This is a genomic window from Kosakonia sp. H02, from assembly GCA_030704225.1.
Lineage (GTDB): Bacteria > Pseudomonadota > Gammaproteobacteria > Enterobacterales > Enterobacteriaceae > Kosakonia.
On record CP131915.1, the window covers coordinates 1,900,242 to 1,913,752 of the forward strand.

Here is a 13,511-nt window from a genome sequence, read left to right on the forward strand (position 1 = left end):
GCATGGCGAAAGTTGGAATTTTTGTCGGCACCCTGTACGGCAATTCGCTGCTGGTGGCAGAAGAAGCGCAGGAAATTTTAGCCGCGCAGGGCCATAGCGCGACGGTGTTTGAAGATCCTGAAGCCGCAGACTGGGACAATAACAAAGGCAATTACGCGCTGGTGGTCACCTCCACCACCGGGCAGGGCGATTTGCCCGAGAGCATCGCGCCACTGTTTCACTATCTGCGTGACAGCGTCGGTTACCAGCCTGAGCTGCGTTATGGTGTGATTGCCTTGGGCGATAGCACATATACCCATTTCTGCGGCGGCGGTAAACAGTTCGATGCCCTGTTGCAAGAGCAGGGCGCGCAACGCATCGGCGAGGTTCTGCTGATTGACGCAAGCGTCGATCCCGAGCCGGAAAGTGTCTCCAACCCGTGGGTGGAGCACTGGGCAACCCTGCTGAAATAAATGTTCACCCTCCCGCACGCCGGGAGGGAAAACCGGCTTTTTACCGGCCGTCAAGCGACGCAATTCACACTCTTCACGCTCGCCTGCCTTTTCTCCCCGTTGTTTACCGCCTGTTTCAATTTCCGTGAAGTACTCCCCATCCGCCTGGGCTAATGCCTCAAATCAACGTCCGGGTTCAGGTGAATGTTGTGTTGTTGCACGGTGAGTGTTGAAAAGGTGCTTCTTATACTTTTTCTTGCCAGTTAAAAAAGCCGCCCGCCGGGAACCCGTTTCCCGCGCAGGAGCGGCAAAAAAACACAACCACATCGTCCTGTCTTCCCCTACAGGTTGCGCCGTACAGGATGCATGTTGAAAAGAACATCTTTGCTTCGGGAGTATAACCATGAGTTCATTAAGCCAGGCGGCGAGCGGCGCTGAAAAGCGTACAAACGCCCGCTACTGGATAGTGGTGATGTTGTTTATCGTCACATCCTTCAACTACGGCGATCGCGCAACGTTATCGATTGCTGGTTCAGAGATGTCCAAGGCCATCGGCCTTGATCCGGTCGGTATGGGTTATGTCTTTTCCGCGTTTTCCTGGGCCTATGTGATTGGCCAGATCCCGGGCGGCTGGTTGCTTGACCGCTTCGGATCGAAACGCGTCTATTTTTGGTCCATTTTCACCTGGTCCCTGTTCACCTTATTGCAGGGCTTCGTCGATATCTTCAGTGGCTTTGGCATCATCGTCGCGCTCTTTACGCTGCGCTTTATGGTGGGCCTGGCAGAATCACCTTCTTTCCCGGGTAACAGCCGTATTGTCGCGGCCTGGTTCCCGGCTCAGGAGAGGGGCACGGCGGTAGCGATTTTTAACTCCGCGCAATACTTTGCCACGGTGATTTTCGCGCCAATCATGGGCTGGCTGACCCACGAAGTGGGCTGGTCGCACGTCTTCTTCTTTATGGGCGGACTGGGGATTTTCATCAGCTTCCTGTGGCAGAAAATGATCCATGAGCCCAATCAGCATCCGGGCGTCAATAAAAAAGAGCTGGAGTATATCGCTGAAGGTGGTGCGCTGATCAATATGGATCAGAAAAGCAGCAAGCAGAATGTCCCGTTCTCGGAGAAGTGGGGGCAAATCAAGCAACTGCTCGGTTCGCGCATGATGATCGGCGTCTATCTCGGCCAATACTGCATTAACGCCTTAACCTACTTTTTCATCACCTGGTTCCCGGTTTATCTGGTGCAGGCGCGCGGCATGTCAATTCTCAAAGCGGGCTTTGTCGCCTCGATTCCGGCCATTTGTGGGTTTGTTGGCGGCGTACTTGGCGGGATCATTTCCGACTGGTTAATGCGTCGCTACGGCTCACTGAACGTCGCGCGTAAGACGCCAATTGTGCTGGGGATGCTGCTGTCGATGAGCATGGTGTTCTGTAACTACACCGATTCGGAAATGCTGATTATCGCCTTTATGGCGCTGGCCTTCTTCGGTAAAGGCATCGGGGCGCTGGGCTGGGCGGTGATGGCAGATACCGCGCCAAAAGAGATCAGCGGCCTGAGCGGCGGCCTGTTCAATATGTTCGGTAACATCTCCGGCATCGTCACGCCGATTGCGATTGGTTACATCGTCGGGACTACCGGGTCATTCAGCGGTGCGTTGGTCTTTGTCGGTGTTCACGCGCTGGTGGCGGTACTGAGCTACCTGGTGCTGGTCGGGAATATCAAACGTATCGAACTCAAACCTGTGACAGGACGTGAATGATGAACACACAAGCAAGCCCCATTATCACGGATATGAAAGTCATTCCCGTCGCCGGGCATGACAGCATGCTGATGAACATCGGCGGCGCGCACAATGCGTATTTTACACGCAACATCGTGGTGCTGACAGACAACGCCGGGCATACCGGCGTGGGTGAAGCGCCGGGCGGTGAAGTCATTTATAAAACCCTGGTCGATGCCACGCCGATGGTGGTGGGCCAGGAAGTCGCGCGGCTGAACAAAGTGGTGCAGCGCGTACACAAAGGCAACCAGGCGGCGGATTTCGACACCTTCGGCAAAGGCGCCTGGACCTTCGAACTGCGGGTTAATGCGGTCGCGGCGCTGGAAGCCGCGCTGCTTGACCTGCTCGGCAAAGCGCTGAATGTTCCGGTCTGCGAACTGCTTGGCCCCGGCAAACAGCGCGATGCGGTGACTGTGCTTGGCTACCTGTTCTATGTCGGCGATCGCACGAAAACCGACTTGCCGTATCTGGAGGCGACGCCGGGTAATCACGAGTGGTATCGCCTGCGCCATCAGGAAGCGATGAACAGCGATGCGGTGGTGCGCCTCGCGGAAGCCTCGCAGGATCGCTATGGCTTTAAAGATTTCAAACTTAAAGGCGGCGTGTTGCCAGGCGAAAAAGAGATCGACACCGTGCGGGCGCTGAAAAAACGCTTCCCCGATGCGCGCATCACCGTCGATCCGAACGGCGCGTGGCTGCTCGACGAAGCCATCAGCCTGTGTAAAGGGCTGAACGATGTGCTGACCTACGCGGAAGATCCGTGCGGTGCGGAGCAGGGCTTCTCCGGGCGCGAAGTGATGGCCGAGTTTCGTCGCGCCACCGGTTTGCCGGTCGCCACCAATATGATCGCCACCAACTGGCGCGAACTGGGCCACGCGGTAATGCTCAACGCGGTCGATATTCCGCTGGCCGACCCCCATTTCTGGACCCTCTCCGGCGCGGTGCGCGTCGCGCAACTCTGCGATGACTGGGGCCTGACCTGGGGTTGCCACTCCAACAATCATTTCGATATTTCGCTGGCGATGTTCACCCACGTTGGCGCTGCCGCACCGGGTACGCCAACGGCTATTGATACCCACTGGATCTGGCAGGAGGGCGACGCGCGCCTGACCAAACAGCCGCTGGAGATCAAACAGGGCAAAATCGCCGTGCCGGATGCGCCAGGCCTCGGCGTTGAACTGGACTGGGATCAAATTGAGAAAGCGCACGCCGCCTATAAAACGTTGCCCGGCGGCGCGCGCAATGACGCAGGCCCGATGCAGTACCTCATCCCCGGCTGGACGTTTGACAAAAAACGCCCCGTGTTTGGACGTCATTGAGAGATCAAAAGGATAGAAAAATGAGTACTTATACTTCCACGCCCGTTGTTTCATCGATGCAAATCATCCCGGTTGCCGGTCACGACAGCATGCTGATGAACCTGAGCGGGGCGCACGCGCCGTTCTTCACCCGCAATATCGTGATTATCAAAGACAATTCAGGCCATACCGGCGTCGGTGAAATTCCGGGCGGTGAGAAAATCCGTAAAACGCTGGAAGATGCCACCCCGCTGGTGGTCGGCAAAACGCTGGGTGAGTACAAAAACGTACTTAATAGCGTGCGCAACTCTTTTGCGGATCGCGACGCCGGTGGCCGCGGCCTGCAAACCTTCGACCTGCGCACCACCATTCACGTGGTGACCGGCATTGAAGCGGCAATGCTCGATCTGCTCGGCCAACACCTCGGTGTTAACGTCGCTTCCCTGCTCGGTGAAGGCCAGCAGCGCAGCGAAGTGGAGATGCTCGGCTACCTGTTCTTCGTGGGCGATGCCAAAAAGACCCCGCTGCCGTACCAGAGCCAGCCGGATGAGAAATGCGACTGGTATCGCGTGCGTCACGAAGAGGCGATGACCCCGGATCGCGTGGTGCGCCTGGCGGAAGCGGCGTATGAAAAATATGGCTTTAACGATTTCAAACTGAAAGGCGGCGTACTGGCGGGCATGGAAGAAGCCGAGGCAATCTCTGCGCTGGCAAAACGCTTCCCGCAAGCGCGCGTAACACTGGATCCGAACGGTGCCTGGTCGCTGGAAGAGGCGATCAACATCGGTAAGCACCTGAAAGGCGTGCTGGCCTACGCCGAAGATCCGTGCGGCGCGGAGCAGGGTTTCTCCGGTCGCGAAGTGATGGCGGAGTTCCGCCGCGCCACCGGCCTGCCGACCGCGACCAATATGATCGCCACCGACTGGCGTCAAATGGGTCACACGCTGTCGCTGCAATCGGTGGATATCCCGCTGGCGGATCCGCACTTCTGGACCATGCAGGGGTCGGTGCGCGTGGCGCAGATGTGTCACGAATTCGGCCTCACCTGGGGCTCTCACTCCAATAACCACTTCGATATTTCGCTGGCGATGTTCACTCATGTGGCTGCCGCCGCGCCGGGCAAGATTACCGCAATCGACACTCACTGGATCTGGCAGGAAGGTAACCAGCGCCTCACCAAACAGCCATTCGAAATTAAGGGCGGGATGGTGCAGGTGCCAGGCACACCGGGTCTCGGCGTTGAGCTGGATATGGATCAGGTGATGAAAGCCAATGAGTTGTATCAGAAACACGGCCTCGGCGCGCGCGACGATGCCATGGGAATGCAGTATCTGATCCCGGACTGGAAGTTTGATAATAAGCGTCCTTGCATGGTGCGTTAATGAAATCGCCAGTCCTTGCGGGGGCTGGCATTTCCGCGTCTTTCCTGGGTGTATGCTTAAAGCTGTGAATATGCGTAAGGATGGCTTATGAAAATTGTGATTGCACCGGACTCCTACAAAGAAAGTTTGAGTGCTCTGGATGTTGCGACCGCTATCGAGAGCGGGTTTCGCGAAATTTTTCCCACAGCGGAGTATGTAAAAATTCCGGTTGCGGACGGTGGCGAAGGGACGGTTGAAGCCATGGTTGCCGCAACCAATGGGCGCGTTGTACAAGTGGCCGTCAAAGGCCCGCTCGGCGAACAGGCGCAGGCGTTTTACGGGATTTCCGGCGATGAGCAGTCCGCCTTTATCGAAATGGCTGCGGCCAGTGGGCTGGAAAGGGTGCCTGCTGCGAAGCGCAATCCGTTAGTGACCACGTCCTGGGGAACCGGGGAGTTGATCCGCCATGCGCTGGACGCTGGCGTGAAGCATATCATTATCGGCATTGGCGGCAGCGCAACCAACGATGGCGGTGCGGGCATGGTGCAGGCGCTTGGCGCAAAGTTACTGGATGAGCATGCCAGGCAGATTGCCCTCGGCGGCGCGGCGCTGGAAACGCTGGCGCGCATCGACATTAGCGAGCTGGATAAGCGCCTGGCGCAGTGCCGCATCGAAGTGGCCTGTGATGTTACCAACCCGCTGACGGGTAAAGAGGGCGCATCGGCAGTGTTTGGCCCGCAAAAAGGGGCAACGCCAGAGATGATCGCCCGGCTGGATAAAGCGCTGGAGCACTACGCGCAGATAATCGCCCGCGATCTGGATCTGGATGTGTTGCATCTGGCGGGCGGTGGCGCGGCCGGAGGCATGGGCGCGGCGCTGTTCGCCTTCTGCGGCGCAGAACTGCGCCAGGGCATTGAAATTGTCACCGATGCGCTGGCGCTGGATGAACATCTCGCCGACGCGGATTTGGTGATAACAGGAGAAGGGCGCATCGACAGCCAGACTGTGCACGGTAAAGTGCCGGTGGGCGTGGCGAAGGTCGCCAAACGGCATAACATTCCGGTGATCGGCATTGCCGGTAGCCTCACTGCCGATGTTGGTGTGGTACACGAGCATGGCATAGATGCGGTGTTTAGCGTGATTTATACCGTTTGTTCGCTGGAGGAGGCGCTGGCCAACGCCGGGGAGAATGTTCGCCTCACCGCCCGCAATGTGGCGGCGGTATTGAAAGCGGGTCAGGTCGCGCGTTGACGTTTGCCGGATGGCGCGTAAACGCTTATCCGGCCTACATGTGCCACATGCCGGTTTTGATTGCCGGATGAGGCGAAGCCGCCATCCGGCAATCAAACATATTTACCCAATCAACCTGCGCGCTTCACGCGCTACATTGTCCATCTCATCGAGCAATTCAAGAAACTCCGGCTCCAGCTCCTCGGCCGCCACACCACTGCGCAACTGATGTTCAATCAACTGACAGAGCTTTTTCAGGCGTGGCACACCGCTGTAGCCGCAACTGCCGTGCAGTTTATGAATGCCTTCCGCCAGACCTTCAGGCGCTTCGCCCACTAACTGCTCTTCCACCATGTTGCGGATTTCCGGCAGGAACGCCACCAGCATATGCAGCATATCCCGCGCCAGATCGCTTTTCCCCGCCGCCTGGCGCAACGCCAGTTGCCAGTCGAGCGTCGTCTCATCATCCACCACGATGGCGGCAGGCGCATGCTCCGGTTCTGGCGGCGTCAGCCACGCGCCAACGGCAATATCGGGTTTATAGCGCAGCAGCAGGTTACGCAGCTTCTCCTCTTCAATAGGCTTCGCCAGATAATCATTCATCCCGGCGCTGAGCAGTTTCTCTTTCTGCCCGGCCATCGCATGCGCCGTGACGGCAACCACCGGCGTTTGCTGCTGATGTGGCAACTGGCGAATTAACTCGCAGGCGCGGATACCGTCCATCTCCGGCATCTGAATATCCATCAAAATCAGATCGAACTGCATCTGCTTCGCCCGCTCAATCGCTTGCAGGCCGCTGTCACATAAATCAACGTGCTGAACCTGATCCTCCAGCAGCGCGCCGATAAGCTTCAGGTTGGCCGGATTGTCATCCACCGCCATCACCGACATCGGCAGCTTAGTTTCATCCGGTGGCGGTAACAGCGCCAGCCGCGTTGCCCGGCCATATTCCGTTAATGCTGGCAGTAAACGCGTCGGGGTCAGCGGTTTCAGCAGGCAGGCGGCTGCGCCATCCTGTTTTAACGCTTCGGCATTCACCTGTGCATGGCAGGGCAGCGCCAGCAGCAAATAATCGGTCATTGCTGCGGCGCGCGCGAGGCGGTCATGCTGCATACTCAGCGGCTCACGAACAGTCACTGGGATCGCCATCAGCAAAATGTCGTAATGCGCCTGCGGCAGCGCGGAAAATGACGGGCTGTAAATCACCTCCAGCGGCGTTTCGTTCAGCACATCCAGCGTGCACTGGGCGGCCGTCGCGTTGGGTTCCACGTAAGCAAGGCGTTTGCCCACCAGACAGGCGGTAGGTTGCACTTCGCTAATGGCATTAGGATTGAGATCAAGGTTGATATGGAACCAGAAGGTCGAGCCGCGATTCGGCTGGCTGTGAAAAGAGATATCACCGCCCATCTCGTTGACCAGTTTTTGCGTAATCACCAGCCCCAGCCCGGTGCCGCCGTGACGGCGCGAAATGCTGGCGTCCGCCTGACGAAACGCCTGGAACAGCCGCGACTGGTCGCGCTCCGGGATACCAATGCCGGTATCCCGGATCTGCATCTCCATCTGCACTTTGTTATTACTGATGGCGCGCTTCTCCACCACAATGTCGATATTGCCGTTTTCGGTGAACTTAATCGCGTTACCGACCAGATTGGTGATCACCTGTTGCAGGCGCAGAGGGTCGCCGATGACGTTATCCGGCACATCATTTTTGATATTTAACGTCAGCTCCAGCCCCTTATCGTGGGCGGAATGGGCCAGCAAAATAACCACTTCATCCAGCGTACTGCGCAGCGGGAACGGAATACTTTCCAGAATCAGTTTGCCCGCCTCCAGTTTGGAAAAATCGAGCACGTCATTAATGATTGCCAGCAGGTTATTGGCCGAACGCTCAATGGTGAGCAGGTGATCGCGCTGGGTCGGATTAAGCTCCGATTTCAGCGTCAGGCGAGTAAAGCCAATCACGCCGTTGAGCGGCGTACGCAGCTCGTGAGACATATTAGCGAGGAACTCGGATTTGATACGCGCGGCTTCCTGGGCGCGTTTTTTCGCCAAATCCAGTTCGACATTCTGGATCTCCATCTGCTCCAGCGTCTCACGCAGATCGGAGGTGGACTGGTCAATATTGTGCTGCATCTCTTCGTGGTATGCCGCCAGCGACATCGCCATCGAATTAATGCCGTTTTTCAGCATATCCAGCTCGCCGAGCATAAAACCTTCAACCCGGCTATCAAGCTGCCCGCGACGAATGCGATCGACGGTATTCACCATATTACGAATCGGGCTTGTGACATCGCGCATCAGCCGCCAGCCAAAGATCAGTGCAATACCGATACAGAACAAAATCATCAGACTGGAGATAAAAATCTCTTTGTATTGCTGCAAACGCACCGCTTTCAGATCCAGCTCCAGCGCGACATAACCGAGCATATTGCCGGTGATTTTATCCACCGGTAGCGCGGAATTGGCGGGCGCATATCCCCCGGTGAGAATGGGCGTGCGTAAGATCATCACATCGCCGCGCCGGGTGACGCTCAGTTTGCGCGGAAAGGGCTGCCCGCCCGCGAGCCTAAGCGCGTCGCCATCGAGCTGAAAATTGGAGGAGACGAAGACATTGTTCTTGCTGTCATAAATCGAAATGGCTCGCACAATATCTGAGTGGCGGCGGTGCAGGACGCTAACCAACTGGTCAATGGCGTCCTTGTCCTGCAACGTCATGCTGTATTCGCTGGAGACCGCCAGTGGTTCAATAATGCTGGCTCCGGCGTCTTCCAGTTGACGCTGCAAATCGTTATAGCGGTGCACGACGAAAAAAACACTCAGCAAAACACCGATAAGTACGGTGGGAGCCAGGATCAGAATCATCATGCGTGCGCGCAAGCTGTAGTTGGTCATGGAATTCCGTTATGGGAGAATGAGGTCATTCATTAGTAATTGAGATTTTTCACGGCAATGGCGCAATTCTACTCTGCAAAACGACGCGTGACGACTCGTCAGAAGATAACCGTAACAGTAAACGACCTTGACCCTTTTGGGCAGGGGGTTGCGCGTCATAACGGCAAGGCGCTGTTTATCCCCGGTTTATTGCCTACCGAAACGGCTGAAATTATCCTCAACGAGGAGAAACGGCAGTTTGCCCGTGGCGAAGTGAGCCGCCGCCTGAACGACAGTCCAGAGCGCGTTGCGCCGCGCTGCCCGCACTTTGGCGTTTGCGGCGGTTGCCAGCAACAACATGCCAGCGTTGCCCTGCAACAGCGTAGTAAAAGCGCTGCGCTGGCGCGGTTGATGAAGCAGGACATTAATGAAGTGATTGCCGCTGAGCCGTGGGGATATCGCCGCCGCGCCCGGTTAAGCCTGAACTGGCAGCCGAAAACGCAGCGTCTGGAGATGGGTTTTCGCAAAGCAGGCGACAGCAACATTGTGAATGTGTCGCGCTGCCCGGTGCTGGTGCCCCGTCTTGAGGCATTGCTCATACCGCTGCGCGACTGCCTGGCGGGGTTAAACGGCGCGCGCCATTTTGGTCATGTTGAACTGGTGGACGCCGATAATGGCCCATTAATGGTTTTACGGCATACTGCGCCATTAAGTGCGGCAGACAGAGAGAAACTGGAACGCTTTTCGCATTCCCAACAGATTGCGCTGTTCCTCGCGCCGCAAAGCGATAGTGTTGAGCAGGTAAGCGGAGAATCCCCCTGCTACCATTCTGACGGGCTACGCTTAACGTTCAGCCCGCGGGATTTTATTCAGGTCAATGATGGTGTGAACCAGCAGATGGTGGCCCGTGCGCTGGCGTGGCTTGATGTGCAACCGGACGATCGCATCCTCGATCTGTTTTGCGGCATGGGGAATTTTACGCTGCCGTTGGCGAAACGCGCGGCCCAGGTGGTTGGCGTAGAAGGTGTCGCCGAACTGGTGGCGAAGGCGCAGGAGAACGCGCTACAGAATGGCTTGCAGAATGTGACATTTTTTCACGAAAATCTGGAGGAAGATGTCACGAAACAGCCCTGGGCGAGCCGCGGGTTTGACAAAGTTTTACTCGACCCTGCGCGCGCGGGCGCGGCGGGCGTGATGCAACATATTATAAAATTGTCGCCTGGCCGGGTGGTGTACGTCTCCTGTAACCCCGCTACGCTTGCTCGCGACAGTGAAGCGCTGTTGCATGTGGGTTACCAGATTCAGCGGCTGGCGATGCTGGACATGTTCCCGCACACTGGCCACCTGGAATCGATGGTGTTGTTTGTGAATCACAAATGATTAATTTCGGCTTGTCGAGTTCGACAGGCCCGGTCCCTGAAAGGAGAGGACAATGGTTGCGGTACGCAGTGCGCATTTGAACAAAGCGGGTGAATTCGATCCGGCCAAATGGATCGCCAGTCTGGGCATTACCAGTCAGCCGTCGAGCGAACGCTTAACCGAAACCTGGGCTTATTGTCTGCAACAAACAGAAGGGCACCCGCACGCGGAAGTCCTGCTTTCGCGCGGTATTGAGATGGTGGAAATCCTCTCGATGCTGAGCATGGATACAGATACCTTACGCGCCGCGCTGCTGTTCCCGCTGGCCGATGCCGACGTGGTCAGTGAAGAGGTGCTGCGCGAAAGCGTCGGTACATCAATAGTCAATCTGATCCACGGCGTGCGCGACATGGCGGCCATCCGCCAGTTGAAAGCCACCCATACCGATTCCGTCTCCTCTGAACAGGTCGATAACGTCCGCCGGATGCTGCTCGCCATGGTGGATGATTTCCGCTGCGTGGTTATCAAGCTGGCGGAACGTATTGCGCATCTGCGCGAAGTGAAAGATGCGCCGGAAGATGAGCGCGTACTGGCGGCGAAAGAGTGTACAAATATTTATGCGCCGCTGGCGAACCGCTTAGGCATCGGGCAACTGAAGTGGGAGCTGGAAGATTATTGCTTCCGCTATTTGCATCCGGCGGAGTATAAACGCATCGCTAAGTTGCTGCACGAGCGCCGTATCGATCGTGAACACTACATTGACGAATTCGTCGGCCATTTACGTGCCGAGATGAAAACCGAAGGCGTCAAAGCCGAAGTGTATGGTCGCCCGAAACACATCTACAGCATCTGGCGCAAAATGCAGAAAAAACACCTCGCCTTTGACGAGTTGTTTGATGTCCGCGCCGTGCGTATTGTTGCCGAGCGCTTGCAGGACTGCTATGCCGCGCTGGGGATTGTGCATACCCATTACCGCCATCTGCCGGATGAGTTTGACGACTATGTCGCCAACCCGAAACCGAACGGTTACCAGTCTATTCATACCGTGGTGCTGGGGCCGGGCGGGAAAACGGTGGAAATCCAGATCCGTACCCGCCAGATGCATGAAGACGCCGAGCTGGGCGTTGCCGCGCACTGGAAATACAAAGAAGGCACCGCCACCGCAAGCGGCCCGCGTTCTGCCCATGAAGATCGCATTGCATGGCTGCGTAAACTGATTGCCTGGCAGGAAGAGATGGCCGACTCCGGCGAGCTGCTCGATGAAGTGCGCAGCCAGGTCTTCGACGATCGGGTGTATGTCTTTACACCGAAAGGCGATGTGGTGGACTTGCCGGCGGGATCGACGCCGCTCGACTTTGCCTACCATATTCACAGCGATGTCGGACACCGCTGCATTGGCGCGAAAATCAGCGGGCGCATTGTGCCCTTTACCTACCAGTTGCAGATGGGCGATCAGATTGAAATCATCACCCAGAAACAGCCAAACCCAAGCCGCGACTGGCTGAACCCGAACCTTGGCTATGTCACCACCAGCCGCGGGCGCTCAAAAATTCATGCCTGGTTCCGCAAACAGGATCGCGATAAGAACATCCTCGCGGGTCGCCAGATCCTCGACGACGAACTGGCGCACCTGGGGATCAGCCTGAAAGAGGCGGAAAAACACCTGCTGCCGCGTTACAACTTTAACGAACTGGATGAGTTGCTGGCGGCGATTGGCGGGGGCGATATCCGTCTCAATCAGATGGTTAACTTCCTGCAATCGCAGTTCAACAAGCCGAGCGCTGAAGAACAAGACGCCGCCGCGCTGAAGCAGTTGCAGCAAAAAACCTACGCGCCGCAAAGCCGCAGCAAAGACAATGGCCGCGTGGTCGTGGAAGGCGTTGGCAACCTGATGCACCACATTGCGCGCTGCTGCCAGCCGATCCCGGGCGATGAAATTGTCGGCTTTATTACGCAGGGCCGCGGAATTTCGATTCACCGCGCCGACTGCGATCAGCTTGAAGAACTGCGCAACGTAGCACCGGAGCGCATTGTCGATGCCGTCTGGGGCGAAAGCTATTCGGCGGGTTACTCGCTGGTGGTGCGCGTCACGGCGAATGACCGCAGCGGGCTGCTGCGCGATATCACCACTATTCTTGCCAACGAGAAAGTCAACGTACTGGGCGTTGCCAGCCGCAGCGATACCAAAGAGCAACTGGCAACCATCGATATGAATATCGAAATCTATAACCTGCAAGTGCTGGGCCGCGTGCTTGGCAAACTCAATCAGGTGCCGGACGTTATCGACGCCCGTCGCTTGCACGGTGGCTGATTTTCTCTTCACCCGATCCTCTCCCGTTAAGGGGAGGATCGCTATTTCAAGGATTTTTCATGACTCAAATCGAACGTCTGCTCGGGATCATGCAACGCCTGCGCGACCCGCAAACCGGCTGCCCGTGGGATAAAGAACAAACGTACGCCACCATTGCGCCCTATACCCTGGAAGAAACGTACGAAGTGCTGGATGCGATTTCCCGCGAGGATTTTGATGACCTGCGCGGCGAACTGGGCGATCTGCTGTTTCAGGTGGTGTTTTACGCGCAAATGGCGCAGGAAGAGGGGCGCTTTGACTTCAACGATATCTGCGCTGCCATCAGCGACAAACTGGAGCGCCGCCACCCGCATATTTTTGGCGATGCAAAGGCGGGAAACAGCGCAGAAGTGCTGGAACGCTGGGAGCAGATCAAAACCGCCGAGCGGGCGGAAAAATCGCAGCATTCGGCGCTGGACGATATTCCTCACAGCCTGCCAGCGTTGATGCGCGCCCATAAAATCCAGAAACGTTGTTCAACCGTCGGCTTTGACTGGACCACGATTGGCCCGGTGCTCGAAAAAGTGTACGAAGAGCTCGATGAAGTCATGGACGAGGCGAAACAAGCGGTTGTTGATCAGGCTCGCGTAGAAGAAGAGGTTGGCGATTTATTGTTCGCCACGGTGAATTTGTCCCGCCATTTGGGGGTGAAAGCGGAAGTTGCGCTGCAAAAAGCCAACCTGAAATTTGAGCGACGTTTCCGCGAAGTGGAGCGCATTGTCCGCGAGCGCGGTCTGGAAATGACCGGTGTCGATCTGGAAACAATGGAAAATGTCTGGCAACAGGTAAAGCGCCAGGAACATGATCTTTAAGGCATTTGTTACGACAAGC

At 56.8% G+C, this 13,511-nt stretch carries 9 protein-coding genes; 8 read left to right on the top strand and 1 reads right to left on the bottom strand.

Annotated features, from left to right (window positions below):
• The first annotated feature begins 2 nt into the window (after window positions 1–2).
• The 5 genes from Q5705_08985 (at window position 3) to Q5705_09005 (ending at window position 6,121) form a co-directional block, all read left to right on the top strand.
• A complete protein-coding gene (locus tag Q5705_08985) occupies window positions 3–452 on the top strand; it encodes a flavodoxin (GenBank protein WLI78656.1) in 450 nt (149 codons plus the stop codon).
• Between the two features lie 382 nt (window positions 453–834).
• Window positions 835–2,190 carry an MFS transporter gene (locus tag Q5705_08990; protein ID WLI78657.1) on the top strand — a complete coding sequence of 452 codons (1,356 nt, stop codon included), beginning with the start codon at window positions 835–837 and terminating at the stop codon, window positions 2,188–2,190.
• Window positions 2,190–3,530 (top strand): enolase C-terminal domain-like protein, encoded by a 1,341-nt coding sequence (locus Q5705_08995; GenBank protein WLI78997.1) that lies wholly within the window; start codon window positions 2,190–2,192, stop codon window positions 3,528–3,530. The genes Q5705_08990 and Q5705_08995 overlap by 1 nt, the downstream gene beginning before the upstream one ends.
• A 20-nt stretch (window positions 3,531–3,550) precedes the next feature.
• Window positions 3,551–4,891, top strand: a complete 1,341-nt coding sequence (gene gudD / locus Q5705_09000) for a glucarate dehydratase (GenBank protein WLI78658.1) — start codon at window positions 3,551–3,553, stop codon at window positions 4,889–4,891.
• An 87-nt stretch (window positions 4,892–4,978) separates the two neighbouring features.
• Window positions 4,979–6,121 (top strand): glycerate kinase, encoded by a 1,143-nt coding sequence (locus Q5705_09005; protein ID WLI78659.1) that lies wholly within the window; start codon window positions 4,979–4,981, stop codon window positions 6,119–6,121.
• 102 nt (window positions 6,122–6,223) lie between these two features.
• Here Q5705_09005 and barA read toward each other — a convergent pair whose 3' ends face one another.
• Window positions 6,224–8,992: a two-component sensor histidine kinase BarA gene (barA, locus tag Q5705_09010; protein WLI78660.1), complete on the bottom strand. Its 2,769-nt coding sequence runs from the start codon at window positions 8,990–8,992 to the stop codon at window positions 6,224–6,226.
• 57 nt (window positions 8,993–9,049) lie between these two features.
• On the opposite strand from barA, the gene rlmD reads away from it, so the two are divergent.
• Genes rlmD through mazG form a run of 3 tightly spaced genes read left to right on the top strand, consistent with a single transcriptional unit; the run spans window position 9,050 to window position 13,492 of the window.
• Window positions 9,050–10,351, top strand: coding sequence for a 23S rRNA (uracil(1939)-C(5))-methyltransferase RlmD (gene rlmD, locus Q5705_09015; GenBank protein ID WLI78661.1), 1,302 nt, complete (start codon window positions 9,050–9,052; stop codon window positions 10,349–10,351).
• 52 nt (window positions 10,352–10,403) lie between these two features.
• A complete protein-coding gene (gene relA / locus Q5705_09020; GenBank protein ID WLI78662.1) occupies window positions 10,404–12,641 on the top strand; it encodes a GTP diphosphokinase in 2,238 nt (745 codons plus the stop codon).
• Between the two features lie 59 nt (window positions 12,642–12,700).
• Window positions 12,701–13,492 carry a nucleoside triphosphate pyrophosphohydrolase gene (gene mazG / locus Q5705_09025; GenBank protein WLI78663.1) on the top strand — a complete coding sequence of 264 codons (792 nt, stop codon included), beginning with the start codon at window positions 12,701–12,703 and terminating at the stop codon, window positions 13,490–13,492.
• The last annotated feature ends 19 nt before the right edge of the window (window positions 13,493–13,511 follow it).

Bases quoted from the DNA above. Each gene is read 5' to 3' on its own strand.
- Q5705_08985 (WLI78656.1), top strand. From the start codon at position 3: ATGGCGAAAGTTGGAATTTTTGTCGGCACCCTGTACGGCAATTCGCTG.
- Q5705_08990 (WLI78657.1), top strand. From the start codon at position 835: ATGAGTTCATTAAGCCAGGCGGCGAGCGGCGCTGAAAAGCGTACAAAC.
- Q5705_08995 (WLI78997.1), top strand. From the start codon at position 2,190: ATGAACACACAAGCAAGCCCCATTATCACGGATATGAAAGTCATTCCC.
- gudD (WLI78658.1), top strand. From the start codon at position 3,551: ATGAGTACTTATACTTCCACGCCCGTTGTTTCATCGATGCAAATCATC.
- Q5705_09005 (WLI78659.1), top strand. From the start codon at position 4,979: ATGAAAATTGTGATTGCACCGGACTCCTACAAAGAAAGTTTGAGTGCT.
- barA (WLI78660.1), bottom strand. From the start codon at position 8,992: ATGACCAACTACAGCTTGCGCGCACGCATGATGATTCTGATCCTGGCT.
- rlmD (WLI78661.1), top strand. From the start codon at position 9,050: ATGGCGCAATTCTACTCTGCAAAACGACGCGTGACGACTCGTCAGAAG.
- relA (WLI78662.1), top strand. From the start codon at position 10,404: ATGGTTGCGGTACGCAGTGCGCATTTGAACAAAGCGGGTGAATTCGAT.
- mazG (WLI78663.1), top strand. From the start codon at position 12,701: ATGACTCAAATCGAACGTCTGCTCGGGATCATGCAACGCCTGCGCGAC.